Raw genomic sequence first — 25,780 nt, 5'->3', positions numbered from 1 at the left:
AGAAGACTGCAATGAGCGAATATTCCCCCGTATTTGAAATGTCGATGCCGATCCGCTGGGGCGACATGGATGCATTCGGCCATGTGAACAACACGGTCTATTTCCGCTACATGGAGCAGGCCCGGATCTCGTGGTTCGAGGAACTCGGCATCGCGGGCGGCAACGGCGAGGGGCAGGGGCCCGTGATCGTCACGGCCTCGATGGAGTTCCTGAAGCAACTGCACTATCCGGGTGACGTGATCGCGAGGATGTCGGCCGCGAAGCCCGGCCGCAGCAGCTTCGACACTGGTTTCGAGCTGACGCGCGCGGACGATCCGGAGCATGTCTATGCGCGCGGCAACGCGCGATGCGTGTGGGTCGACTACGCGCTCGGCAAGTCGGTGCCGCTGCCGCAACTGTTGCGCGATACGATCGAGCGCGCGCTCGCGGCGAAGGTCGGCTGAGCGCGGCGGCACCGAAGCCGGCGCTCGGGCGCCGGTGTGTCGCCATTTCCCGTTGATTTCCCGAATCGGCCGCTTCACGCGGCCGATGGCCATTCCCGGGTGCGTTTTACTGGCCGAGCAGGCGCTGCAGCAGTTCCGGCGTATTGTTCGTGCCGTACTTGCGCATCAACCGCGCCCGATAGATGTCGACCGTGCGCGAACTGATGTCGAGCACGCGCCCGATCTGCTTGCTGGTCTTGCCGGTCGCGAGCTGCGCGGCGATCTCGCGCTCGCGCGGCGTCAGCTCGACAGCGACGCGGCGCGTCGCGCTCAGGTCCTCGAACGTCCAGACGCCGGCCGCGAGCGGTGCGGTGCGGTCGAGTGCGCGCCCCGTCACGTGGCACCAGAACAGCTCGCCGTCGGCTCGTTTCATGATTCTGTCATCGGCGTAGGTGCCGTTCGCGATCATCACGCGCGAGATGCGCTCGCCGATGCGCTGGAATTCGTCCGGCGACGGATAGAGCACCTCGTACGACTTCCCGATCAGATCGGCCCGCGCACAGCGGAAGATCGACGCGAGCGCGTCGTTGCAGTCCTCGATCACGCGGTCGCGCGACATCACGAGGCCGAGCGGCGCGAGGTGAAAGGCAGTCTGGTAATCGAGAGCGGGCATGGCGCAGGCAAGCGGAGGCAAACGCTTATGTATTTTTGCGTATTGTGCCGCATCCGCGCCGCATCGTACCCTTTCAGGCATCTCGCGGCGCCTTGTCGCGATATAAAAACAGCGCGCTTCGACGCAGGTATCGCCGTGCATGCATAGAATGATGCGGCGGGCTTGCGGCCCAGTGGGCGCGTGAACCGGTTTTGCTGGTTTCCATAGAGGAAGGGACATACAGATGAACAAAGTCTATCCAAGCGCGGCGGCCGCGCTGGAAGGGATCGTCCGCGACGGACAGACCTTCGCGGTGGGCGGCTTCGGCCTGTGCGGGATTCCGGAGGCGTTGATCGCGGCGCTGCGCGATTCCGCCGTCAAGGGCATCACCTGCATCAGCAACAACGCGGGTGTCGACGGCTTCGGTCTCGGCCTGCTGCTGGAAACGCGCCAGATCAAGAAGATGATCTCGTCGTACGTCGGCGAGAACAAGGAGTTCGAGCGGCAGTACCTGGCCGGCGAACTCGAGCTCGAATTCACGCCGCAGGGCACGCTCGCCGAGAAGCTGCGCGCGGGCGGCGCCGGCATCCCGGCGTTTTTCACGAACACCGGCTACGGCACCGTGATCGCGGAAGGCAAGGAAACACGCCAGTTCGGCGATCGCCACTACGTGCTCGAGCCGTCGCTGACGGCCGACGTCGCGCTTGTGAAGGCGTGGAAGGCCGACAAGTCCGGCAACCTGATCTATCGCCGCACCGCGCGCAACTTCAACCCGATGTGCGCGATGGCGGGCAAGATCACCGTGGCGGAAGTCGAGGAGATCGTCGAGAACGGCACGCTGGATCCGGACCAGGTCCATACGCCGGGGATCTTCGTGCAGCGCATCGTGCTGAACGCGACGCCCGAAAAACGTATCGAACAACGCGTCGTACGCGCGAAAGGAGACTGACATGGCCTGGAATCGTGACCAGATGGCCGCGCGCGCGGCGAAGGAACTGCAGGACGGCTTCTATGTGAACCTCGGCATCGGGCTGCCGACGCTCGTCGCGAACCACGTGCCGGCGGGCGTCGAGGTGTGGCTGCAGTCGGAAAACGGCCTGCTCGGCATCGGCCCGTCGCCGACCGAGGACGAAGTCGACGCCGACCTGATCAACGCCGGCAAGCAGACCGTCACGACGCTGCCGGGTTCGTCCATCTTCTCGTCGGCCGATTCGTTCGCGATGATCCGCGGCGGCCACATCAACCTCGCGATCCTCGGAGCGATGCAGGTCAGCAAGACGGGCGACCTCGCGAACTGGATGATCCCGGGCAAGATGATCAAGGGGATGGGCGGCGCGATGGACCTCGTCGCGGGTGTGAAGCGCGTCGTCGTGCTGATGGAGCACGTCGCGAAGGGCGATCAGCACAAGATCCTCGACGAATGCAACCTGCCGCTGACGGGTGTTGGCGTGGTCGACCTGATCATCACCGATCTCGGCGTGATCGAAGTGACGCCGAATGGCCTGAAGGTGCTCGAACTCGCCGACGGCGTGAGCGCGGAAGAGATCCAGGCGAAGACGGGCGCGCCGCTCGATGTGAGCGCGGTTGTGTAAGCGCCGGCTTTCCGGCACGACGCTCGACGCCCCGCGTTCCCCTATGGAACGCGGGGCGTTTTTTCATGGCCGCATACGTTACGCGATCGCACCGCCGCCGTCGATCAGCACCGTCGAGCCAGTCGCATAAGGCGTTGTCGCCAGATATACGATCGCATTCGCGACGTCCTCCGGCTGGCCCACGCGGCGTGCCGGAAGGCGCTGCGCGGCGCCCGCGTACATCGCGTCGCGCGCATCGGGTGCGAGCTTGTCCCACAGCGGCGTCGCGATCAGGCCGGGTGACACGGCATTCACTCTCACGGGTGCCAGCTCGAGTGCAAGGCCGCGGGCGAGCGCCTCGAGCGCCGCGTTGATCGCGCCCTGCAGTACCGACGATGCGTTCGGCCGTACGCTGAGGTAACCCGACACGAACGTCAATGAACCGCCGGGCGCGATATCGATCGAGCGTGCGACGCGGTATGCGCCCCAGAATTTGCTGTCCATCGCGGCTTGCGCGTCGGCAAGTGGCAGCGCGCGGACCGGGCCCGTCGCCGTCTTCGCGGCCGAAATCACGACGTGGTCGAACTGCCCGATGCGCGCGCAGAACGCATCGACGGCCGCCGTATCGGTGATGTCGAGCGCTTCGGTGCGCACGGGCGCGCCCGGCGTGGCATCTGCATTACCCCTGGCCGGGTCGCGCGATGCAATCGTGACGACAGCGCCAAGTTGTGCGAATGCTTTCGCGGCGGCGGCACCGATGCCGGAACTGCCGCCGACGACGAGTACCTTCTTTCCGTGGAGTGAATCGTTCATGGTGGTCCTTCCGAGGTGAAGAGGTGGGCGCAATCCGGTCAGATCGTTTCGGCTTCGCGCACCGTCGACGGGCTGTGCAGGGCAAAGCGGGCAATGTCATCCTTGCGCACGAAGGCTACGCCCGGATGCGATCGAGCGTAGTGCAGGAATGCGTCCCATGCGCGGACCATCTGCGGCGTGCCGCTAATCCGGTCGTGCGCGCTGATCGACATCAATCGCCGCCGCTGTCCGGCTTCCGCGTACAACTGGTCGAAATCGAGTTTGATCTGCTCGAGGAACATCGTCGGGGAATAGTTGCGGCCTTCGATCAGCAGGATGTCGTTGTTGCGCAACGTGTACGGAACGACCGCGAAATCGCGGCCGTCGACGGTTTCGATGAAGGGCTCGTCGCGGCTGACGTCGTCGATGTGATACAGGTAGCCGAGTTCCTGCAGCAGCGGCAGCGTGTTCGGTCCGCGCCGCAGCCAGTTGCAGTTGTAGCCGATCGGGCGCTGTCCCGTCACAGCTTCAACCATGTCGCGAGCTTCAGTGAGGAAGCGGCGCTCGTCGTCGCGGCTCATTGCGAATTGCGATCGCCAGTTCGGGCCGTGCGCGGCCGCTTCGTGGCCGCGCGTCACGATCTCGCGTGCCAGTTCGGGATGCCGGCGTGCGGCCTCTCCGATCAAGTGCGACGTGACTTTCACGCCATGCCGGTCCCACAGGTCGAGAAGGCGCGGAATTCCTTCACGGTAGCCATATGCGAACCACGTGGCCGAGGCCAGATCGATCGGCACCGACGACGGAAATTCGACGGACGGGAACGGGCTGTCCGCGCCCTTGGGCGGTTGTCCGCCGGCCTCGAACTGCATCGAGATCGAGATGACGAGGCGCGTGTCGCCCTGCCAGAAACTGCCGGTACCTGTCGATGCGGGGCCCGGTGTCGGGGCGGCCGTTGCCGACCCGGAGGCGCCCGCGGCCATCGCGATGCCGGCTGCCAGCCCGGCACCCGCTTGTGCAAGAAACGTGCGGCGAGCCGGATGCGTCGTCGAACCGTGATTGCTGTCAGTCATCGTTTCCTCCGTCAGCCGACGAGCCCGAGCTGACGCATCAGCGTCAGGTTGTCCTCGATGTGCCAGTTTTCTGCTATCCGGCCATGGTCGATCCGGTAGATGTCGGTCGCGATGAAGTCGATCGACTGTCCGCTTCCGGCCGTGCCATTGAACGTGCCGGTGAAATGTCCGCGAAAGTGCAGGTGCACGACGACACGGTCGCCCGCCACGATCATCTGTTCGATGTCACAACGCAGGTCGGGGATGGCTGCGCGCATCGTGCTGGACGCCGCGAGCGGTCCCGCTACACCTTGCGCACGGCCGGCCGGCAATGTCCGGTCGACGAAATCGGCCGCGAGCGCGGTGCGGGCGAGGGTCGCATCACCGGTATTCCAGAACGTGCCGTAGCGACGCGCGGCGAGGATTTGCGCACGTGCCTGCGTAGCCGGCACGTCGGTCGCGACGGTCAGGCTGTGCGGATCGAGAAGGTCGGCGGCGCGGGACGCTGCAGGCAACAGTGCAACGACACAGGCCGCTGCAGCGATGACGCGGGTAATCGGGCGTGCGATCGGAGGAAAGTGAATCGACATGGTTTCGGGTGTCCTGTGGATGGCGTCGTGGGGCGACGCGCTACAGGTATGGTAGGTTTCCATTTCGAGCTTAAATACGGGGAAAAGGCGAATGGATTATTCGACAAAAGGAAATGTCGAGGCTGGACAGGTGCCGCGATGCTGATCGACGATCTCCCGGCGCTCGATACCTTCGCGAGAATCGTGTCGGCCGGCAGCCTGTCCGCGGCGGCGCGCGAGCTTGACTTGTCGCTGTCCGTCGTCAGCAAGCGGCTCGCGCATCTCGAGTCGCAGCTCGGCGTGCGTCTGCTGCACCGGACGACGCGGCAGCAGACGCTGACCGACGACGGTGCGCAGTTCCATGCGCAGGTGCTGCGCATCCTGGCCGAGGTCGATCGCGCCGAAACGCTGATGAGCGATCGTCGCGGCACGGTCAGCGGCGTGCTGCGCCTGACGGCGCCCGGCGAACTCGGCCGACTGCGGATTGCGCCGCTCGTCGCGGCGTTTCAACGGCAACATCCGGAGTTGACCGTGCAACTGATGCTGACCGACACGATCGTCGATCTGCTCGCGCAGGACATCGACGTTGCCGTGCGGATCGGCAGCCTTGCCGATTCGACGATGATCGCGCGCGAACTGGCGCCGAATCATCGCGTGCTATGCGCGTCGTCGAGCTATCTCGCCGTGCACGGGATGCCGGCTCATCCGGCCGAACTTCGTGCACATCGATGCATCGTGATGGGCGACCAGCCTCGTACGGAGTGGCGGTTCGACGGTGCAAACGGTGCAGTGGCGGTCGAAGTGACGGCCGCACTGCTGACGAACGACGGCGGTGCGGCTCGCACGTTGGCATTGGAGGGCGCCGGAATTGCGCTGAAGTCGATCTGGGACGTCGGTGCCGATCTGGAGGCCGGCCGGCTCGTCCGTGTGCTGCCGACGTTCGCGGCGCCTGCCGCACCGCTCCATGCCGTATACCCCGGCGGCCGTCACGTGCCGCTGCGCGTGCGGACCTTCGTCGATTTCCTGCGCGACCAGTTGCGCGAGACGTGGCGCCGCAATGCGTGAGCGGTTGCGAACGATGCGTCGGATGACTGCGGCCGCGTGACGGCCCGTCGTTGCGAAGCGGTTTACAATCGTTCGCATCGGGCGGCGCGAGTGTTGCCCGCCGCACCGCCTCCGTTCGACAGGATGCCAACGATGCCATCAACTTCCGCGAATCCCCCGGTTCCCCGTCAGCGACGTGTGCAGTGTGCGAGCGCCGCCGGCCTTCACCACGTCGCCTATACCGAATGGGGCGACCCCGCCAATCCGCGTGTGGTGGTCTGCGTGCACGGGCTGACACGCTCGGGGCGCGACTTCGACCGGCTTGCCGCCGCGTTGTCCGATACGTATCGCGTCGTCTGCCCCGACGTGGTCGGGCGCGGGCGTTCCGACTGGCTTGCCGATCCGCGGCTTTACGCGATCCCGCAATATGTGGCCGACATGGTCACGCTGATCGCGCGGCTCGACGTCGAGTCGGTCGACTGGTTCGGCACGTCGATGGGCGGGCTGATCGGCATGGCGCTCGCGGGGCTGCCCGGTTCGCCGCTGCGCCGGATGATCGTCAACGACGTCGGGCCGCGCATCGAGCCTGATTCGCTGACGCGTATCGGCGAATACCTCGGCGTGCAGCCGTGTTTCGCGACCGAACAGGAGGGCATCGACTATCTGACGTCGCTGTCGCTGCCGTTCGGTGCGTTGACCGACGACGAATGGCGCGAGATCAATGGGCCGTTGCTGCGCGAGCTGCCCGACGGGGGCTGGACGATGCGCTACGATCCGCGCATCGCCGAACCGTTCAAGGCGACGACGCCCGAGCTGGCCGCGCTCGGCGAGGCCGCGCTGTGGCGCGCGATCGAGACCACCGATGCGTCGCTGCTCGTCGTGCGCGGTGAGCGTTCCGACCTGCTGTCGCGCGACACGGTGGCGGAGATGGTGCGTCGCGGCCGGCACGTGACGCAGGCCGAGATCCGGGGCGCGGGCCATGCACCGGCGTTCATCGGCGTCGACCAGATTGCGCTCGCTCGCCGGTTTTTCGTCGAAGGGGGCGCATAAACGCGTCATAATATGCGGTTCGGCGGCACGCGGGCCGCGTCGTCGCCGATTCTCACCCACTCACACGACCGGAACATTCCATGGCAGTCATTCGTCACCACGTCGGAGCGCGTCTCTCCGAAACCGCGATCCACAACGGTACCGTGTATCTGGCCGGCCAGATCGCCGAAGACACCACCCAGGACATCAAGGGCCAGACGCGCGAAGTGCTCGGCCACATCGACCGCCTGCTCGCCGAAGCGAACAGCGACAAGGCTCATCTGCTGTCGGTGCAGATCTACATTTCGGATCTCGCGAACTTCGAAGGCATGAACGCGGAGTGGGACGCGTGGGTCGCGCAGGGCAATACGCCGCCGCGCGCGACCGTCGAGGCGAAGCTCGCGGATCCGGCGCTGCTCGTCGAGATCGTCGTCGTCGCCGCGCAACGGAGCTGAGCGAAGCGAAGCATTCCGATGTCCGCGATACGCCAGGCCGTGCGATGACCGAGTCCGTTTCCGCTTCTTCCGTCACAGCGCCGTCGTTCGACGACGTGCTCGCGTTCGTGCGCGAGCGTGCCGGTGACGCGCGCCTGTCTTCGGGCGAACTGCTCGCCGATCACTCGGCGGGCACGGCGTCGATCATGCGCACGCTGAACGTCGACCCGCACGCAATGCAGGCGGCCGCGCTGTTCGTGCTCACACCGCACCTGAATGATCCCGAGCGGGAGCTGACGGAACGGTTCGGCGAAGAGGTCGCCCGGCTCGTATCCGACGTGCGCAAGCTGCTGCGGCTCGGCACCGTCAGCCTGCGCGCCGCGCAGAGCGTGATGCCCGATGCCGGGCGCGACGCCGCGCAAGAGCGGCGCACGCAGATCGAGGCGTTGCGCAAGATGCTGCTCGCGTTTGCGCAGGACATCCGCGTGGTGCTGATCCGGCTGGCGTCGCGGTTGCAGTCGCTGCGTTACTACGCGGCGGCGAAGATCGATCCGCCTCCCGACGTCGCGCGCGAGACGCTCGAGATCTATGCGCCGCTCGCGAACCGTCTCGGTATCTGGCAACTGAAGTGGGAGCTCGAGGACCTCGCGTTCCGCTTCGAGGATCCGGTTACCTACAAGCGCATCGCCAAGCTGCTCGACGAAAAGCGCATCGAACGCGAGGCGTACGTCGCGCAGGCGATCGAGCGGCTGCAGCACGAACTGGCGGAAGCGCACATCCCGGCCGATGTGAGCGGGCGGCCGAAGCACATCTACAGCATCTGGCGCAAGATGCGCGGCAAGGAGCTCGACTTCTCCGAGCTGTACGACGTGCGCGCGTTCCGCGTGATCGTGCCGGACATCAAGGATTGCTACGCGGTGCTCGGCATCGTGCATCACCTGTGGCAGCCGGTGCCGAAGGAATTCGACGATTACATCTCGCGTCCGAAGCCGAACGGCTACAAGTCGCTGCATACGGTCGTGATCGGCGACGACGGCCGCGCGTTCGAAGTGCAGATCCGCACGCAGGAAATGCACCGTTTCGCCGAGTACGGCGTCGCCGCGCACTGGCGCTACAAGGAAGCGGGAGCCCGCGGCTACGGCGGCCAGTTTTCGGCGAGCGACAAGTACGACGAGAAGATCGCGTGGCTGCGCCAGCTGCTCGCGTGGAAGGACGACGTCGAGGATGGTACCGAAGTGTCGGGCGACCAGGCGTGGGCGCAGTTGCGCGAGACGTCGCTCGACGACGACCACATCTACGTGCTGACGCCGCAGGCGCGCGTGATCGCGCTGCCGCAGGGCGCGACGCCGGTCGACTTCGCATACCACCTGCACAGCGAACTCGGCCACCGTTGCCGCGGCGCGCGCGTCGACGGCGTAATGGTCCCGCTGAACACGTCGCTCGCGAACGGGCAGACGGTCGAGATCGTCGCGGTGAAGGAGGGCGGGCCGTCACGCGACTGGCTGAACCTGCAGCTCGGCTACCTGAAGAGTCCGCGTGCGCGGCAGAAGGTGCGCGCGTGGTTCAACTCGATCGAGCAGGAAGAGAACATCGCGCATGGTCGCGCGCTCGTCGAAAAGACGCTGCAGCGCGAGGGCAAGACGTCGGTCAATCTCGACAACCTCGCCGCGAAGCTCGGCTTCAAGTCGCCCGAGGAACTGTTCTCGGTCGTCGGCAAGGAAGAATTCAGCCTGCGCAACGTCGAGCATGCGCTGTCCGATGCGCCGCCGCCCGAGCATGCACCCGAGGCGCCCGCCGATTTCGAGAAGCGCAGCAGCGGGGCGAGTGTCGCGCACGGCGCGTCGACCGGCGTGCTGGTGGTTGGCGTCGATGCGCTGCTGACCCAGCTTGCGCGCTGCTGCCGTCCGGCGCCGCCCGACCCGATCAGCGGTTTCGTGACGCGCGGCAAGGGGATGTCGATTCACCGCAGCGACTGCCCGACGTTCCGGCGGATGGCCGAACGGGCGCCGGAGCGCGTGCTGCAGACAACCTGGTCGGCCGACGTGCTGGGCGGCCGTGGCGTGTCCGTCTATCCGGTCGACCTGATGATCGAGGCGAGCGACCGGCAAGGCTTGCTGCGCGATATCTCCGAAGTATTCGCGCGCGAGAAGATGAACGTGGTGGGCGTGAAGACGCAGAGCCGCCGGAATGCGGCATTCATGCAGTTCACGGTCGAGGTGTCGAATTCCGCGCAGGTGCAGCGTGCGTGCACGCTGCTCGGCGAAGTGCCGGGCGTGGTGCGGGCGGGGCGCAAGACGTGACGCCCTCGTAAATGGGGTTGAAGCGCGATCATTTTGCTGCGACCGCATAAAAGCGCTTGCCAAGTGAACGATAGCCCCATATAATCTCAGCTTCTTTAGGCTCGTAGCTCAGCTGGTTAGAGCACCACCTTGACATGGTGGGGGTCGTTGGTTCGAGTCCAATCGAGCCTACCAACGAATTGAGAATGCCCGGTTTTCGGGTGTTCGATGCAGTAAATAACTCAACGCGAACAAGGCGAATACGGTTATGACACCGCGAACGTTGACCGAAACCTTTTCGGAGCGACGCTAGTCGAGGAACGTTTTCGCCCTTTCAGTTTGAGTGAAGTATCGAATGCGGCCCCTCGAAAGCGGGGCCGCATTTTTTTTGTCGCGAAATTTTCGCGCGTGACTTTGATATCGCGTGCTTGGTTTGCCGCCCACTGTCGGCATCACGGAGATTGCTATGGTTTCGATACGCTTGCCTGACGGCTCAGTTCGACAATACGAGCATCCGGTGACAGTTGCCGAGGTTGCGGCCTCGATCGGTCCCGGCCTTGCGAAGGCTGCGCTTGGTGGCAAGCTCGACGGCGAGCTGGTCGATACGTCCACGGTCATCGATCGCGATGCATCGCTCGCAATCGTCACGGACAAGGATGCCGACGGTCTCGACATCATCCGTCACTCGACCGCGCATTTGCTTGCCTACGCGGTGAAGGACCTGTATCCGGATGCGCAGGTGACGATCGGCCCGGTGATCGACAACGGCTTCTACTACGACTTCTCGTATAACCGCCCGTTTACGCCCGAAGATCTGGAAAAGATCGAAAAGCGCATGCAGGAGCTCGCGAAGAAGGATGAGCCGGTGACGCGCCGCGTCGTGTCGCGCGACGAGGCAGCCGGTTATTTCCGCAGCCTCGGCGAGAAGTACAAGGCCGAGATCATCGAATCGATTCCGCAAAGCGACGAAATCAAGCTGTACTCGCACGGCGGCTTCACGGACCTCTGCCGCGGTCCGCACGTGCCGTCGACCGGCAAGCTGAAGGTCTTCAAGCTGATGAAGGTCGCGGGCGCGTACTGGCGCGGCGACTCGAAGAACGAGCAGCTGCAGCGCATCTACGGCACGGCCTGGACGAAGAAGGAAGACCAGGATCAATACCTGCACATGCTCGAGGAAGCGGAAAAGCGCGACCACCGCAAGCTCGGCAAGCAGCTCGACCTGTTCCACATGCAGGAAGAGTCGCCGGGCATGGTGTTCTGGCATCCGAAGGGCTGGGCGCTGTGGCAGCAGGTCGAGCAGTACATGCGCCGCCGCGTGAACGAAGCCGGCTACCTCGAGATCAAGACGCCGATGATCATGGACCGCTCGCTGTGGGAAGCGTCGGGTCACTGGCAGAACTACCGCGAGAACATGTTCACGACGGAGTCGGAGAAGCGCGACTACGCGATCAAGCCGATGAACTGCCCGGGTCACGTCCAGGTGTTCAAGCACGGCCTGCGCTCGTACCGCGATCTGCCGCTGCGTTACGCGGAATTCGGTTCGTGCCATCGCAACGAGGCATCGGGTGCGCTGCATGGCCTGATGCGCGTGCGCGGCTTCGTGCAGGACGATGCGCACATCTTCTGTACGGAAGACCAGTTCATCTCGGAATCGATCGCGTTTAACACGCTGGCAATGAGCGTGTACAAGGACTTCGGTTTCGATCACATCGACATCAAGCTGTCGCTGCGCCCGGACCAGCGTGCGGGCACGGACGAGACGTGGGATCGCGCCGAGCAGGGCCTGCGCGACGCGCTGACGGCCTGCGGCCTGACGTGGGAAGAACTGCCGGGTGAAGGCGCGTTCTACGGCCCGAAGATCGAGTACCACATCAAGGATGCGCTCGGCCGCTCGTGGCAGTGCGGCACGCTGCAGCTCGACATGGTGCTGCCGGAGCGCCTCGGCGCCGAGTATGTCGCGGATGACAGCAGCCGCCGCCGCCCGGTGATGCTGCACCGTGCGATCGTCGGTTCGATGGAGCGTTTCCTCGGCATTTTGATCGAGCACCACGCTGGTGCAATGCCGGCCTGGCTCGCGCCGTTCCAGGCAGTTGTGCTCAATATTGCCGAAAGTCAGGCAGAATATGCGCAGTCTCTGGCCCAATCGTTGCAAAAACAAGGGGTTAGAGTGACGGCCGATTTGCGCAATGAGAAGATTAGCTATAAAATACGCGAGCACACGCTGGAAAAGGTGCCTTATCTCCTCGTCGTGGGGGATAAGGAGCGTGATGCGCAAACGGTAGCCGTGCGTGCCCGTGGCGGCGTCGATCTTGGCGTAATGCCGGTCGAAGCCTTCGTTGAGCGTCTGCAGGAAGACCTGCGCTCGTTCAAGTAACCGCCCTGGCAGCGCGGCTCGTTTTTTTAATTTTTAGAGGAAACGTAACATCGCTACTGATAAGTCGTCGCATCGCATCAACGGTGAAATCACTGCGCCGGAAGTGCGTCTGGTCGGGATCGAGAACGAACCGCTCGGTATCGTAAAACTCGCTGATGCTTTCCGTAAATCGGAAGAACTGGATGTTGACCTGGTGGAAATCGCGCCGCAAGCGGTTCCCCCGGTTTGCCGTCTGATGGATTACGGCAAGTTCAAGTACCAGGAATCGAAGAAGCAGCACGAAGCGAAGCTGAAGCAGAAGGTCATCCAGGTCAAGGAAGTCAAGTTCCGCCCGGGTACCGATGACGGGGATTACAACGTCAAGCTCCGCAATCTCGTGCGCTTCCTCGAAGAAGGCGACAAGACGAAGATCACGTTGCGTTTCCGCGGCCGCGAAATGGCTCACCAGGAAATCGGTATGCGGATGCTTGAGCGTCTGCGCACGGATCTCGAGGAAGTCGGCCAGGTCGAGCAGATGCCGAAGATGGAAGGGCGCCAGATGATCATGGTGCTTTCGCCGAAGAAAAAGAAGTAACGGGCCCGCGCGCATGCCGCGCAGGTTCGAAAGTGGTTCGGTGCGTCGCCCGGTCAGGGCGGCGCGCCAACAATGACGGCAACTGCGCAAGCGGTTTGCCGTACACAAGTGGACTGGGTTTCGAAGGGCGGGTCAAGGGCGCAAGCCAACCGCACACCCATCGCCATCAAATAAACTGGAGTTGTTCGTCATGCCTAAGATGAAGACCAAGAAGAGTGCTGCAAAGCGCTTCGTGGTGCGTCCGGGCGGTACCGTCAAGCGCGGTCAAGCCTTCAAGCGTCACATCCTGACCAAGAAAACCACGAAGAACAAGCGTCACCTGCGCGGCGCAACGGCAGTTCATGATTCCGATCTGAACTCCGTCCGCGCAATGCTGCCGTTCGCGTAACCCCTCAACTGATACTCCAAGGAGAGAAACATGCCTCGAGTCAAACGTGGGGTAACCGCACGGGCCCGCCACAAGAAGATCATCAACCTGGCCAAGGGTTATCGCGGCCGTCGCAATAACGTCTACCGCATCGCCAAGCAGGCGGTGATGCGCGCTGGTCAGTACGCGTACCGCGATCGCCGCAACAAGAAGCGTGTGTTCCGCGCACTGTGGATCACGCGTATCAACGCGGCAGTTCGCCAGCACGACATGACCTACAGCGTGTTCATCAACGGCCTGAAGAAGGCGTCGATCGAACTCGACCGTAAGGTCCTGGCCGACATGGCGGTGTTCGACAAGGCTGCTTTTGCTGCGATCGTCAAGCAGGTGAAAGCCGCCGTTGCAGCCTAATTGCGAAATTAGCACTGCGTGGTTAGTTGCAGCGATGTTCCGGTAGTCTCGGCCGCTGCAGCGAAAACGGGGCTCTTCCGAGCCCCTTTTTTGTTTGGATGGGCGATTTCGCTCGCCAAGACCGAATGACGTTGGAAATGATGGGATCTATGGATCTGGACCAGATTGTCGCCGACGCGCAGCAGTCCTTCGAACAGGCTGCCGACATCACCACGCTCGAAAACGAGAAAGCACGATTTCTCGGCAAGTCGGGTGCGCTGACCGAGTTGCTCAAGGGCCTCGGCAAGCTCGATCCCGAATCACGCAAGACCGAAGGCGCACGCATCAACGTCGCGAAGCAGCAGGTGGAAGCCGCGCTGACCGCACGTCGCCAGGCGCTCGCCGATGCGTTGCTGAACCAGCGCCTCGCCGCCGAGGCGATCGACGTCACGCTGCCGGGCCGCGGCGCCGGTGCAGGCAGTCTGCACCCCGTGATGCGCACGTGGGAGCGCGTCGAACAGATTTTCCGCTCGATCGGCTTCGACGTGGCCGACGGTCCCGAAATCGAGACCGACTGGTACAACTTCACGTCGTTGAACAGCCCGGAGAACCATCCGGCGCGTTCGATGCAGGACACCTTCTACGTCGAAGGCAAGGACGCCGACGGCCGCCAGCTGCTGCTGCGCACGCACACGAGCCCGATGCAGGTGCGTTACGCGCGCATGAACCGCCCGCCGATCAAGGTGATCGCACCGGGCCGCACGTATCGCGTCGACAGCGATGCGACCCACTCGCCTATGTTCAATCAGGTCGAGGGGCTGTGGATCGACGAAAACATCAGCTTCGCCGACCTCAAGGGCGTCTATACCGACTTCCTGAAGAAATTCTTCGAGCGCGACGACATCCTCGTGCGCTTCCGTCCGTCGTATTTCCCGTTCACGGAACCGTCGGCCGAGATCGACATGATGTTCGAGCACGGCAAGAACGCCGGCAAATGGCTCGAGATCTCGGGCTCGGGGCAGGTGCATCCGACCGTGATCCGCAACATGGGCCTCGATCCCGAGCGCTACATCGGCTTTGCGTTCGGCAGCGGCCTCGAGCGCCTGACGATGCTGCGCTACGGCGTGCAGGATCTCCGGCTGTTCTTCGAGAACGACCTGCGTTTCCTGCGCCAGTTCGCATAACGCACGCGCCGCGCCGACATGTGCCCGCGCATGCCCCGCCGGACGTTTCCGACGGGGGCCGGGCACCGATCTAACCTGTTTCGAACGTAGACATCCATGCAATTCCCTGAATCCTGGTTGAGAACCTTTGTCGACCCGCAGCTGACGACCGACGAACTGTCGCACGCGCTGACGATGGCGGGGCTCGAAGTCGAATCGCTGAGCAAGGCTGCGCCGCCGACGTCGAAGATCGTCGTCGGCCGCGTGCTCGAAGTCGTCAAGCATCCGGATGCGGACAAGCTCAATGTCTGCCAGGTCGACGCCGGCACCGGCGCGACGCTGAATATCGTGTGCGGCGCACCGAACGTGGCGCCCGGCATCAAGGTGCCGGTCGCGCTGGTCGGCGCGGAACTGCCGCCGGCGGAAGAGGGCGGCAAGCCGTTCGCGATCAAGCTGTCGAAGCTGCGCGGCGTGGAGAGCCAGGGGATGCTGTGCTCGGCGCGTGAACTGAAGTTGTCCGAGGACCACAGCGGCCTGCTGATCCTGCCGGAAGACACGCCGGTCGGTCAGGACATCCGCGACACGCTCAATCTCGACGACACGATCTTCGAAATCAAGCTGACGCCGAACAAGGCCGACTGCCTGTCGGTGTTCGGCATCGCGCGCGAGACGGCCGCGATCACCGGCGCGCCGCTGACGCCGGTCGACATCCGACCGGTGCGCGTCGAGCTCGATGAAACGCTGCCGGTGCGCATCACCGCCCCCGATCTGTGCGGCCGTTTCTCGGGGCGCGTGATCCGCGGCGTGAACGCGCATGCGAAGACGCCGCAATGGATGGTCGAGCGCCTCGAGCGTTCGGGCCAGCGCAGCGTGTCGGCGCTTGTCGACATCTCGAACTATGTGATGTTCGAGCTCGGCCGTCCGTCGCACGTGTTCGACCTGGACAAGATCCACGGCGGCATCGAGGTTCGCTGGGGCAAGCGCGGCGAGTCGCTGAAGCTGCTGAACGGCAACACGGTCGAACTCGACGAAACGGTCGGTGTGATTGCGGACGACCGTCAGGTCGAAAGCCTCGCGGGCATCATGGGCGGCGACAGCACTGCCGTCACGCTCGACACGACCAACATCTACCTGGAGGCCGCGTTCTGGTGGCCGGACAGCATCCGTGGTCGCGCGCGCAAGTACAACTTCTCGACCGATGCGGCCCATCGCTTCGAGCGCGGCGTCGACTACGCGACGACCGTCGAGCACGTCGAGCGCATCACGCAGCTGATTCTCGAGATCTGCGGCGGCAAGGCCGGCCCGGTCGACGACCAGGCAGTGAACCTGCCGCAGCGCGCGCCGGTGAAGATGCGTGTGTCGCGCGCGAACCGCATCATCGGCGTGAAGATCGACGCCGACGAGATCGCGAACATCTTCACGCGCCTGCGCCTGCCGTTCGAGCGTGACGACGACGCATTCCTGGTCACGCCGCCGTCGCACCGCTTCGACATCGAGATCGAGGAAGACCTGATCGAGGAAGTGGCGCGCATCTACGGCTTCGAGAAGATCCCGGCCCGTCCGCCGGTCGCGACGAGCGAGATGCGCGCGACCAACGAGACGCGACGTTCGATCCACGATATCCGTCACGCGCTCGCGGCGCGCGACTATGCCGAAACGGTCAACTTCAGCTTCGTCGATGCGGAGTGGGAGCACGACTTCGCCGGCAACGACACCCCGATCCGCCTGCTGAACCCGATCGCGAGCCAGCTGTCGGTGATGCGTACGACGCTGTTCGGCAGCCTGATCTCGGTGTTGCGCCACAACCTGAACCGTCGCGCGGATCGCGTTCGCGTGTTCGAGACGGGCCGCGTGTTTCTCGCCGATCCGTCGGTGAAGGCCGGCGAACTGACCGTCGAAGGCTACACGCAGCCGAAGCGTGTCGGCGCGCTCGCGTACGGCCCGGCGGTCGACGAACAGTGGGGTGTCGCGACCCGCGCGGTCGATTTCTTCGACGTGAAGGGCGATCTCGAGGCGCTGCTCGCGCCGGCCACCGCGCGCTTCGTGAAGGCCGAGCATCCGGCCCTCCATCCGGGCCGCAGCGCGCGCATCGAGGTCGATGGCCGCGCGGTCGGCTGGATCGGCGAGCTCCATCCGCGCCTGATGCAGAAGTACGAGCTGCCGCACGCGCCGGTGATGTTCGAAATCGACGCGGATGCGCTGATCGCACGTGCGCTGCCGGCACCGACCGACGTGTCGAAATTCCCGCCGGTGCGGCGCGATATCGCGGTCGTGGTCGATCAGGCGGTCGAGGTTCAGGCGCTTTTCGACGAAATGAAGAAGGCGTTGGCCGAAGACGCCTGCCGATTCGTTCAGAAGGTTGTACTCTTCGACGAATTTCGTGCAAAATCAAATACTTCCGGTGGTCTCGCCGCGCACGAGAAGAGCCTTGCCTTCCGCGTGACGCTGCAGGACGCGGCTGGCACGCTACAGGACGAGGTCGTCGATCAGGCGATCCAGACGCTGGTCGAGCGGATGGCTCGTGCTGGTGCCCGCCTGCGCGGCTAGGGAGACGGGCCGCCCCCTCGCGGGCGGCTCTTCCCCATCGTAAGTTTTGGTTTAACGCGCTGTATGGCAGATATGAACGACATGACCTCGAGTGAATTCGAAGCCCTCCTGACGGCGCAACGCAGTGCCATGAGCCGCGACGCTTCGGCGCCGGCGTCCACCGAGACGCCGACGCTGACGAAAGCGGAACTGGCAGAGCTGCTGTTCGACAGCGTCGGGCTGAACAAGCGTGAAGCGAAGGACATGGTCGAGGCGTTTTTCGAAGTGATCCGCGACGCGCTCGAAAACGGCGAAAGCGTCAAGCTGTCGGGGTTCGGCAACTTCCAGCTGCGCGACAAGCCGCAGCGTCCGGGCCGCAATCCGAAGACGGGCGAGGCGATTCCGATCGCGGCCCGCCGGGTGGTAACCTTCCACGCGAGCCAGAAGCTGAAGGCGCTGGTCGAAAACGGCGCGGAGTAACACCCGCGCGCTGACGTCTCCGCGCGGCCGCCGCGCACCCTTTACCGACGGTTAACCGACGATGACCACTACGGTTGAGAAAGTCGTCTTGCCTCCGATTCCCGCGAAGCGCTACTTCACGATCGGTGAAGTCAGCGAATTGTGCGGGGTCAAGCCGCATGTGCTGCGTTACTGGGAACAGGAATTCACTCAGCTTAGGCCGGTGAAGCGGCGCGGCAATCGTCGGTATTACCAGCATCATGAAGTGCTGCTGATCCGGCGGATTCGCGAGTTGCTGTACGAACAGGGGTTCACGATCAACGGGGCACGCAACCGGCTCGATTCACCGAGCGGCGAGCGCGCTGCCGGCGCACCGGTCGAGCCCGACGTGCTGGCCGCCGATGCGCGTGCATCGGGCAAGCCGGGGGCGGCGGTCGACGTGATCGCGCTGCGGCAGGCGCTCCTCGACGTGATCGACGGACTGAAGCACGACTGAGCACAACGCTCGGATCAATATGAAGCCCGGTGTGCGAAGCGCCACCGGGCTTTTTTCATGCACGCGGGCCCGCCCGGATCAGCGCGACGCGAGCGGATTTGGCTTGCCCATGTCGACGACCAGCGTGCCGTCCGGCAGCATCCGCACCGAGCCTTGCGCGACCTGGCTGCGGTAGCCATACAGGTCGAAGCGCATCGGGCCTGCCTCGGCCGAGTTCCGGATCAGCGCGCGCACGTTCAGTTCCAGCACGTTGAACATCTTCATGTCTCCGCCTTCCATCCACATGTAGCTCGGTGCGTCGATCTGCGGCCGCTTCGGCGCGGGCGTGTCGGCGACCCGCCGGAACGTCAGGCGCAATCCGTCGCGTTCGACGGTGGCCTGGCCGAGCTTGCCGTTCAGCACGGGAGGCGGAAAGACGGTGTACTGGTCAAGCACGAGCGTGTCGCCGCGCAGTTCCGCGCCGCGGCGCTGCAGCGGCGTCAGCGACGCGAGCTCGATGCCGAGCGAGCGCAGCAGCTTCGCCTGCGGGATGCCGAGCACCGACACCTGCGACGGCCGGAACGCGAGGTGCCGGTCGTCGAGCACCGAAAGCGAGCCCTTCATGTCGGTCGGAAGCCACACGCCGGGCACGTGATTCCAGAGCTTGATGCCGCCCTGGACGCGCAGGTCCTGGCCATCCGCGCTCAACTGCAGGTCGTTCAGCGAGCGCGGCGAGTAGTCGAGCAGGTAGTTGTTGAAGAGCGCCGACATCGCCTTCCACGATTCGACGACCGTCCCGCCGAGAATGCGGATGTCGTACTGGTTCGGATCGTCGAGGTCGACCGGTTCGCCCGGCCGTTTCGCGATGAGCTGGACGTCGAGATCCTCGACGTGGAAGCCGATGTCGCCGGACAGGTTGAAGTCGACATTGTGCAGATGGATCGTCGGATTGCGGTTCGACACGTGCCGTTCGTTGAACGGGATGGCCGACGAGCGCCGCATCGCAACTTTCTGCATGCCGGGCTGCGTCGTGCCGGCCGCAAGTGCAAACGCTTCCCAGTGCTGGCGCGAGTCGTGCAGCGCAGTCTGCTGCGCGGCGAGGAAGCTGTCGTTCAGGCGGGCGGCCGTGCTGCCGAGCGCAGCGCCGCTCGCGGGGCCCGCGTACGACGGCATCCGGATCGCCATCGCGCCGCTTTCGTCGAAATTGAAATAGCCGGCCGATACCTGATCGCGATAGTGATACAGGTCGAACACGAAATTCTGGTCACGCTTCGTCGGATCGACAGGGCTGATCAGGATGTCCGCGTTCATCGGCATCGAGCGCATGAACTTCACGTCGCCGCCGCGGATGTACATCGCCTGTTGAGGCGCGTTCGCGGGCAACGCGAAGCCGGCGTGCGAACCATCGTCGAGCTTCAGGTCGAGGCCGGCCGGCGTCACGCGCAGTGCGGTGATCCTGATCTTCAGCCGCGGCGGCGGCATCAGCTTGTCGACCGACATCACGAGGTCGTCGCCGGCGAGCCGTGCAATCGGGGTTTCGATCTTCAGCAGATCTGCCATCTTCACGTTGGCCGCACGCATCACCGGCTGCGCGTTGATGCCCGACACGCGCACGCCGGTCGGGTGGAATACGAGCTGGCTGCCGTCGCGAATCGTGAGCGTGCCGGTCAGCGAGAACGGCACCCAGCCATCGCGCTGCATCTCGCCCTGCAGATGGATCACGCCATCGCCTGCCGATACGGCGAGGTTGCGCAGCGGCGCGTTGCGGTAACCGAAGATGTACGTGTTGAAGAGGGCGGTTAGCTTCGCGTTGTCGAGCGTGACCGTGCCTTCGTGCACGTCGATCTCGAAACTCGTCGGATCGTCGAACACGATCGGTGCGCCGGCCTGCGTCGGCACGAGTGTCGCGGACAGTTGATGGATGAAGAAGCCAAGGTTGTTGACGATACGGAAATCGACATCGCGCAGGAATGTCATCGCACCGCTCTGGCCCGAGTCGCGCAGCGTGAACGGGCGCGGCTGCGTGAGGCTGAGCGACGCGAGCGACGGCACCGTGCGGGCGATCTGCTGTTCGCGGGCGAGGCGTTCGGCCTTGGTGCGCTCGATCTTCGTCGACGAGACCGACGCGGTCCCGTCGCGCTGCGCGCCCGGTTCCGCGCAGCCGGCGCAGAGCAGCGCGAGCGCAAGCGCGCCGCAGCCGAGCGCACGAGAGGTACCAAGTGAAACCGACGCGGCCGCGCGTCGCGGGCCGCTCATCCAGTCGAAAAATGCCAAAGGCGTGCGATGGCCGCGCCGGACCGCATTCCGCATCGTCTGTCTCCATGTCTTGTCGTGCTCGGCGAGGGCGCGCGGCCGATGCGCGGCGCGGACGTCGATGCCGTGCAGTGTGGCATAGCGTGCTAGAGCGGCGTAACCAAACAGCGGGCGTCCGGGCAGGACCGGCCGGCGCGCGACGGGACAATGGATTCGCGGCGGCGAGGCGGAAAAATCAAACGGTCGTTTGGTTTTGCGGTCGAAGCGGGCGGCGCGCGTTGCGCCGGATCGGCAAACCCGGCGTCGGCGTTGGCTGACGCGGGGTTACATGCCGGATGAAGGCGGTGTCCGATCCGGGGCGCAGACGGCGGGCGGGGGGCGACGGACGCACCTGCGCTATCGCCGCCTGCGGACCGATCAGACCAGCATGCTCTGCCGGATTGCATTCTGCGTCGTCTGGTCCAGTTGCAGACCGTTATCGATGTACGACGCCATCGAGCCGTATGACGCGACGACCTGATCGAATGCCGCCTGCATATAGGCGGCTTGCGCGCCCTGCAGCGCGGCCATCATGTCGGCCGCATCCTGCCCGCCGCTCTTGCGCGCCTGTGCGACATAGGCGGCGATTTCCGACGCGCTGTAGATGTTGGTCAGCAGATAGTCGGCGAGGATCGTCTGCCGTGGGACACCGAGAATCGTGTGCAGAATGGCCGTCGCCCAGCCGGTGCGATCCTTGCCGGCCGTGCAGTGGAAGACCAGGTTGCCGCCGGACGCGGCAAAGCCGGCGAATAGCGTGTGGAAACTCGTCCGCGCCGTTTCCGACGTCACGAACGCCCGATACATGCTTTGCATGAAGGCCGTGGCAGTCGCGCCATCGGTCGGAAGCGGACCAATACTGGCGGCGCCGAGCACGTTGAGGTTCTGCCAGGTGGCGCCGGCCAATGGCACATCCGGCTGCGCGTGAATCTCCGCGGTCGTGCGCAGGTCGTACACGTGCGTGATGCCGAGCGTATCGACCGTTGCGAGGTCGGCCGCGGACAGCGCGAGCGCGGACGACCGGTAGATCACGCCTTTCTTCATCGCTGAACCACTCGCGGAGGCATAGCCCGTTCCGTCCGGTCCCCCGGTGTCGCGAAAGTTCGCTGCCGAAGTGAGCCTGGGCGTCGTGACGGGGGCGACCGCGATCGAGTCGCCGCCGCACGCGGACAGAAGATACGCGTCTCCCAGCATGATGCCGATCGTGCCGGCACCCAGCCGGAGAAAGTGTCGACGGGAAATGTCGTTTTTCTGAGTCATTCACTGGCCTTTGTCTGAGACGGTGACGGGACGTCGCGACCGCCGTTGCGATCGAAACCGCCGCCGGCGTGCCGCGCAGCGCGGCAAAGCGGAGATGTGCCATATCGATCGGCATGCAGTCGGACGATGTGCCGTGCGCATTGATCTCGCGCCGGGCAAGCGCACGGTAGCGATCCGCGACGAATCGGCCATCGTCCTTTTCGATTAAGGCGCGACACAGGTTGCCCCTGCGAATCGCGCAACTTGCCGCACGTGCGACGGCGGCGGCGCGGTAAGATCGGCATCAGTGGCTGGATGGATCACAAAGCATGGTGGCCGACACGGGGGAGGCGTCATGGATCTGAAGGAGCTCGACGTACTGGGAGCGGATGTAGGCGATCACTGGTACTACGCGTCGAAGGCGAGCGCGATCCGTCGGTTTCTGGGCACGTCGGACGCGAACCGCATACTCGACGTCGGTGCCGGCTCGGGCTTCTTTTCGAAGCATTTGCTCGAGCGCACGCAGGCGACGGAAGCATGGTGTGTCGATACGAGCTATGCCGACGATACCGACGGGGAGGCGGCCGGCAAGCCCGTCCATTTTCGCCGTGCCGTCGATCGATTCGATGCCGATCTCGTGTTGCTGATGGATGTCCTTGAGCACGTCGACGACGATGTCGGGTTGCTTGCCCGCTACGTGGCGGGGGCGCCGAAGGGCAGCCGGTTCCTGATCACGGTTCCCGCGTTTCAGTTCCTCTGGAGCGCGCATGACGATTTTCTCGAGCACAAGCGCAGGTATACGCTCGCCGGTCTCGAAGACGTCGCGCGTCGTGCGGGGCTGGAGGTCGAGCGCGGCGCGTATTATTTCGGCCTCACGTTCCCGCTCGCGGCGGCATTGCGACTGAGCGAGCGGGCGCGCCGACAACCGCGCGAACCGGCGTCGCAGTTGCGCCGGCACCATCCGGTCGTCAACGGTTTGCTCAAGCTGATCTGCCGAGCCGAGCTACCGATGTTCCGGTTCAACCGGGTGGCGGGCCTCACGGTCATCTGTGTCGCGCGCCGACGGTAAGCATGCGGCGGATCGCGTGGCCGGAGCGTTACGAGCGGGATGCACGTTGCCGCCCGTATCGATGCCGTCTTGTCCCGTTTGATCATGTCGCAAAAAATTTCACGGGAACATGCACAAAATGCATGCGACCCGTTCTAAACCGGCCAACTGTCTGTTATAATTTTTTTCTTTCGGGGCGTAGCGCAGCCTGGTAGCGTACCTGCATGGGGTGCAGGTGGTCGGAGGTTCAAATCCTCTCGCCCCGACCAGACAAAGAACCCGCGTCAGTTCAGGCTGACGCGGGTTTTTTCTTGCCGGTCGCTTTTTTGCACATCCCGGCGCGGCCCCGGTAAAATGCAAGGTTGATCCACGGAAAGCGCCGTGATTTAGCGGAAGAGGATTCCCCGAACATGACTGATCTTCGTCTTACCATGCGGTTTGCTGCAGTGCTCGCCACCGGCGCGCTCGTTGCCGGTTGCGGTACGTCGTCGCCCACGAAAGTGGACTACAAGAGCGATTCGAAATCGAAGGAAGCGTCGCTCGCAGTGCCGCCCAACATGCTCGACGAGACGGCCGATCAGCGTTCGCTGCCGCCACAGGGCGGCGCGACTTCCCTGTCCGCGCTTCAGCAGGTGCAGCACGCGGCGCCCGCGACGGACACCGTCGCGCCTGCCGTGACCGGCATGCATATTCAGCGCGATGGCACCGAGAGCTGGCTCGTGATCGACAGCAAGAAGCCCGCCGACATCTGGCCGCAAGTTCGCCGTTTCTGGCAGGAGCAGGGCTTCCTGCTCGTCGTCGACCAGCGCGACAAGGGCGTGATGGAAACCGACTGGAACGAAACCCATCCGCAGATCAACGACGGCCTGATCCGCAGCGTGATCTCGAAGGCGATGGGCAATTCGTACGTGACCGCCGAGCGCAACAAGTACCGCACGCGCCTCGATTCGGCGCCGAACGGCGGCACCTACGTGTTCATCAGCCAGAAGGGCATGCGCGAGGCGATCACTGGCGCGAACAACGATTCGAGCAAGTGGGAAGCGAAACCGAACGATCCGGCGCTCGAGACCGAATACCTGAAGCGGCTGATGGCGGTGCTCGCACAGAACGATCAGCGCGCGAAGAATGGCGAGCCGCCGATCGCGAACATCAACGACAACACGGTGTCGAAGGACAAGAAGGCGGATACCGACGCATCGAAGGCCGCCGCCGCTGCGATCGCTGCGCAGAACGTCGCGCGTACGTCGTCGCAAGCGAACGACGTCGATTCGGCCGCGGTGCCGTCCGAAGTCACGCTCGGCGAGCCGTACGACCGGTCGTGGCTGCATGTCGGCCTCGCACTCGATCGCGCGAACTTCACGGTTGACGATCGCGATCGCACGAAGGGTCTGTTTTTCGTGCGTTATGTCGATCCGAAGGATCTCAGCTCGGCCGAGCAGGGCTTCTGGAGCCAGCTGTTCCACGGCAAGAAGGAAAAGCAGGCGAAGCAGTATCGCGTCAACGTGAAGGCGCTGACGCCCGACCAGACGCGCGTGGCAGTCGTCGATGACTCGGGCGCGATCGATACGTCGGGTCCGGCCCGGCAGATCATGGGGCTGCTCGTGAATCAGCTGCGCTGATCGCGGTACGCTCCCGCTCATCGAAAAGGCCCGCCTTCCGGCGGGCTTTTTTTATGGTCGCGCGCGCCTGCCGATTCTGGCGTGTGTGGGACGTTCGTGTCCCTCTATCGTGACGTTACGTAACATTCGCGCGTTACGGCGGCAGAACGGGTGTTACATCGTCGTGACCGAGAAAAATATCCTTATGGATCAATGGCATGCTTTCGAAAGTGCACCTGGCACGCAAACTGCTTTATAAGTGGGAATCGTTAGAACAGGGAGGATGGCGTCAGAGACCGGGCGGGTGTCGCGAGCGCCCGAACAACGATTTCGACGTCTTCAGATGCCAGCGCTGCGAGCGCTGGCGTAACCGATGACGACCCGCGCCGCGCGCGGGTCTCGATGGCCCCGTCGCCTATCCTCGTAGGGCGACGGTTTCGCCCGCGCTTCTTCTGAAGCGCGGGCAATTTTTTTGGTGCGGCCGAAATGCGAGGCATGGCGATCCGGCGGGTACTGGATTCGCTGATTCGCAGTCTTTTCTGAATTGGGGGCGTTGGCGCGTGTTCGTCGAGCGCCGCGACGGCCAGGTCGCTTTGGCTGTGCATGCGCGTTCGGCGCACAGTCCGGCTTGTCGCGAAGCGGCCTTTGACTGGATTGACCGGCCCGGGATCCGTGTGCTGTCGAAGCTCGCGTGAGCAGGGTGGTGCGGCCGGACGTGTTGCCGGCCGCCGCGACGCGTCAGTGCGACGTGTCGGGTACGTCGAGAATCAGGATGATCGTCCAGTCGGCGTCGCCGTCGTGGTGATACTGGCGTTCGGCGACGATGAACGGTTGCTGCTTGCCTTGCGGGCCGAGGAACAGCACGTCGCCCTCCATCGGCAGGCACTCGATCGGCGGCAGCGCGAGGAAGGCGTCTTCCGAGCCGCGCGGCATCAGTTGCTTGATCTTGCGAGTGGCTGCTTCGGTCCACTCGATGTCGAGTTGAATGTTGCTCATGCTGTCCTCCGCACCGGGGTGCGCACGGGTGGAAAATTTCGGTGCGCGACTTTAGCACAGCGCGCAGGCGCCGCAACCAAAAAAGCCGAACCCGGTTGCCCGGATTCGGCCTTTCGCTTGTGCGGTGCCGCCGAACTTACTGGCTGGCAGCGTCTGCCGGAGCGGCCTTGGCGGCCTTCTTGCCAGCCTTCTTCGCTGCCTTGTGGTGAGCGGCCTTCTTGCCGTGGTGCTCTTCCTGCGCCGCCGGCTGTGCAGCCTCGGCTGCTTGCTGCTGTTGCAGTGCCTGTGCGCGCTGCTCGATCTCGGCGATCTTGGCGGGGTCGGTGATGGTCTGGATTTGCGTGCTCTCTTGCGCATACGCTGCGCCAGTCAGCGCCGACATCGCGACCAGAATAGCCAGGGACGTCTTCTTCATTGCTTTACCTCCGCTAAGTGGTGATG

The 25,780-nt window shown here is 64.3% G+C and carries 25 protein-coding genes and 2 tRNA genes; 19 read left to right on the top strand and 8 right to left on the bottom strand.

The features are described from left to right. Positions 1-11 precede the first annotated feature (11 nt). A complete protein-coding gene (locus WS66_RS22510; protein ID WP_059608589.1) occupies positions 12-443 on the top strand; it encodes an acyl-CoA thioesterase in 432 nt (143 codons plus the stop codon). Positions 444-549: 106 nt separating this feature from the next. On the opposite strand, the gene WS66_RS22505 is transcribed toward WS66_RS22510, so the two are convergent. Continuing rightward, positions 550-1,095, bottom strand: a complete 546-nt coding sequence (locus WS66_RS22505; RefSeq protein ID WP_059447349.1) for a LuxR C-terminal-related transcriptional regulator — start codon at positions 1,093-1,095, stop codon at positions 550-552. A gap of 223 nt (positions 1,096-1,318) precedes the next feature. On the opposite strand from WS66_RS22505, the gene WS66_RS22500 reads away from it, so the two are divergent. After that, positions 1,319-2,023, top strand: a complete 705-nt coding sequence (locus tag WS66_RS22500) for a CoA transferase subunit A (protein WP_012363722.1) — start codon at positions 1,319-1,321, stop codon at positions 2,021-2,023. A 1-nt stretch (position 2,024) separates the two neighbouring features. Beyond that, a complete protein-coding gene (locus WS66_RS22495; RefSeq protein ID WP_059608588.1) occupies positions 2,025-2,666 on the top strand; it encodes a CoA transferase subunit B in 642 nt (213 codons plus the stop codon). Positions 2,667-2,744: 78 nt separating this feature from the next. On the opposite strand, the gene WS66_RS22490 is transcribed toward WS66_RS22495, so the two are convergent. Genes WS66_RS22490 through WS66_RS22480 form a run of 3 tightly spaced genes read right to left on the bottom strand, consistent with a single transcriptional unit; the run spans position 2,745 to position 5,076 of the window. Beyond that, positions 2,745-3,458 (bottom strand): SDR family oxidoreductase, encoded by a 714-nt coding sequence (locus tag WS66_RS22490; protein ID WP_059608587.1) that lies wholly within the window; start codon positions 3,456-3,458, stop codon positions 2,745-2,747. A gap of 38 nt (positions 3,459-3,496) precedes the next feature. Continuing rightward, positions 3,497-4,507, bottom strand: coding sequence for a polysaccharide deacetylase family protein (locus WS66_RS22485; protein WP_059608586.1), 1,011 nt, complete (start codon positions 4,505-4,507; stop codon positions 3,497-3,499). Positions 4,508-4,518: 11 nt separating this feature from the next. After that, positions 4,519-5,076, bottom strand: coding sequence for an ester cyclase (locus tag WS66_RS22480; protein ID WP_059608585.1), 558 nt, complete (start codon positions 5,074-5,076; stop codon positions 4,519-4,521). A 138-nt stretch (positions 5,077-5,214) separates the two neighbouring features. Here WS66_RS22480 and WS66_RS22475 point away from each other — a divergent pair, with 138 nt between their 5' ends. From WS66_RS22475 to WS66_RS22410, 13 genes are all read left to right on the top strand, one after another. Then, positions 5,215-6,120, top strand: a complete 906-nt coding sequence (locus WS66_RS22475; protein ID WP_059608584.1) for a LysR family transcriptional regulator — start codon at positions 5,215-5,217, stop codon at positions 6,118-6,120. 132 nt (positions 6,121-6,252) lie between these two features. Next, positions 6,253-7,149: an alpha/beta fold hydrolase gene (locus WS66_RS22470; protein WP_059608583.1), complete on the top strand. Its 897-nt coding sequence runs from the start codon at positions 6,253-6,255 to the stop codon at positions 7,147-7,149. An 80-nt stretch (positions 7,150-7,229) separates the two neighbouring features. After that, entirely contained in the window at positions 7,230-7,583 is a 354-nt protein-coding gene (locus WS66_RS22465; protein WP_014897238.1) for a RidA family protein, read from the top strand. Positions 7,584-7,627: 44 nt separating this feature from the next. Continuing rightward, entirely contained in the window at positions 7,628-9,862 is a 2,235-nt protein-coding gene (locus WS66_RS22460; RefSeq protein ID WP_059608582.1) for a RelA/SpoT family protein, read from the top strand. 97 nt (positions 9,863-9,959) lie between these two features. Further along, positions 9,960-10,036: transfer RNA gene (locus WS66_RS22455), tRNA-Val, on the top strand. A 271-nt stretch (positions 10,037-10,307) separates the two neighbouring features. Beyond that, complete coding sequence (gene thrS, locus WS66_RS22445) at positions 10,308-12,215, top strand: threonine--tRNA ligase (RefSeq protein WP_059608581.1); 1,908 nt, start codon at positions 10,308-10,310, stop codon at positions 12,213-12,215. A 49-nt stretch (positions 12,216-12,264) separates the two neighbouring features. Next, the gene (gene infC / locus WS66_RS22440) at positions 12,265-12,789 is read left to right on the top strand and encodes a translation initiation factor IF-3 (RefSeq protein WP_071734130.1); all 525 of its coding nucleotides are present in this window, start codon (positions 12,265-12,267) and stop codon (positions 12,787-12,789) included. A 190-nt stretch (positions 12,790-12,979) separates the two neighbouring features. Continuing rightward, entirely contained in the window at positions 12,980-13,177 is a 198-nt protein-coding gene (rpmI, locus tag WS66_RS22435; RefSeq protein WP_004191477.1) for a 50S ribosomal protein L35, read from the top strand. 30 nt (positions 13,178-13,207) lie between these two features. Beyond that, positions 13,208-13,567, top strand: a complete 360-nt coding sequence (rplT, locus tag WS66_RS22430; protein ID WP_004192938.1) for a 50S ribosomal protein L20 — start codon at positions 13,208-13,210, stop codon at positions 13,565-13,567. A gap of 149 nt (positions 13,568-13,716) precedes the next feature. Then, positions 13,717-14,730, top strand: a complete 1,014-nt coding sequence (pheS, locus tag WS66_RS22425; RefSeq protein ID WP_059608580.1) for a phenylalanine--tRNA ligase subunit alpha — start codon at positions 13,717-13,719, stop codon at positions 14,728-14,730. A gap of 96 nt (positions 14,731-14,826) precedes the next feature. Then, entirely contained in the window at positions 14,827-17,256 is a 2,430-nt protein-coding gene (gene pheT, locus WS66_RS22420; RefSeq protein ID WP_059608579.1) for a phenylalanine--tRNA ligase subunit beta, read from the top strand. A gap of 72 nt (positions 17,257-17,328) precedes the next feature. After that, positions 17,329-17,715, top strand: a complete 387-nt coding sequence (locus WS66_RS22415; RefSeq protein WP_059608578.1) for an integration host factor subunit alpha — start codon at positions 17,329-17,331, stop codon at positions 17,713-17,715. A gap of 61 nt (positions 17,716-17,776) precedes the next feature. Continuing rightward, positions 17,777-18,190: a MerR family transcriptional regulator gene (locus WS66_RS22410; RefSeq protein ID WP_059608577.1), complete on the top strand. Its 414-nt coding sequence runs from the start codon at positions 17,777-17,779 to the stop codon at positions 18,188-18,190. A gap of 78 nt (positions 18,191-18,268) precedes the next feature. On the opposite strand, the gene WS66_RS22405 is transcribed toward WS66_RS22410, so the two are convergent. Both WS66_RS22405 and WS66_RS22400 read right to left on the bottom strand, forming a co-directional pair. Then, the gene (locus WS66_RS22405) at positions 18,269-20,479 is read right to left on the bottom strand and encodes a hypothetical protein (RefSeq protein WP_059608576.1); all 2,211 of its coding nucleotides are present in this window, start codon (positions 20,477-20,479) and stop codon (positions 18,269-18,271) included. 360 nt (positions 20,480-20,839) lie between these two features. Further along, positions 20,840-21,718, bottom strand: a complete 879-nt coding sequence (locus WS66_RS22400; RefSeq protein WP_059608575.1) for a tyrosine-protein phosphatase — start codon at positions 21,716-21,718, stop codon at positions 20,840-20,842. A gap of 334 nt (positions 21,719-22,052) precedes the next feature. Here WS66_RS22400 and WS66_RS22390 point away from each other — a divergent pair, with 334 nt between their 5' ends. From WS66_RS22390 to bamC, 3 genes are all read left to right on the top strand, one after another. Further along, entirely contained in the window at positions 22,053-22,766 is a 714-nt protein-coding gene (locus WS66_RS22390; RefSeq protein ID WP_059608573.1) for a class I SAM-dependent methyltransferase, read from the top strand. A gap of 171 nt (positions 22,767-22,937) precedes the next feature. Further along, positions 22,938-23,014 (top strand) — tRNA-Pro (locus WS66_RS22385). Positions 23,015-23,155: 141 nt separating this feature from the next. After that, positions 23,156-24,364: an outer membrane protein assembly factor BamC gene (bamC, locus tag WS66_RS22380; protein WP_059608572.1), complete on the top strand. Its 1,209-nt coding sequence runs from the start codon at positions 23,156-23,158 to the stop codon at positions 24,362-24,364. Positions 24,365-25,081: 717 nt separating this feature from the next. On the opposite strand, the gene WS66_RS22375 is transcribed toward bamC, so the two are convergent. Together WS66_RS22375 and WS66_RS22370 are read right to left on the bottom strand one after the other, a co-directional pair. Next, a complete protein-coding gene (locus tag WS66_RS22375) occupies positions 25,082-25,339 on the bottom strand; it encodes a hypothetical protein (protein ID WP_059608571.1) in 258 nt (85 codons plus the stop codon). 136 nt (positions 25,340-25,475) lie between these two features. Then, positions 25,476-25,754: a hypothetical protein gene (locus WS66_RS22370; protein WP_059608570.1), complete on the bottom strand. Its 279-nt coding sequence runs from the start codon at positions 25,752-25,754 to the stop codon at positions 25,476-25,478. Between the last annotated feature and the right edge of the window lie 26 nt (positions 25,755-25,780).

The sequence above is a fragment of the Burkholderia sp. LA-2-3-30-S1-D2 genome (genome assembly GCF_001523915.2).
Classification (GTDB): Bacteria; Pseudomonadota; Gammaproteobacteria; order Burkholderiales; family Burkholderiaceae; genus Burkholderia; species Burkholderia diffusa.
This window is presented reverse-complemented; position numbering and strand designations above follow the sequence as displayed.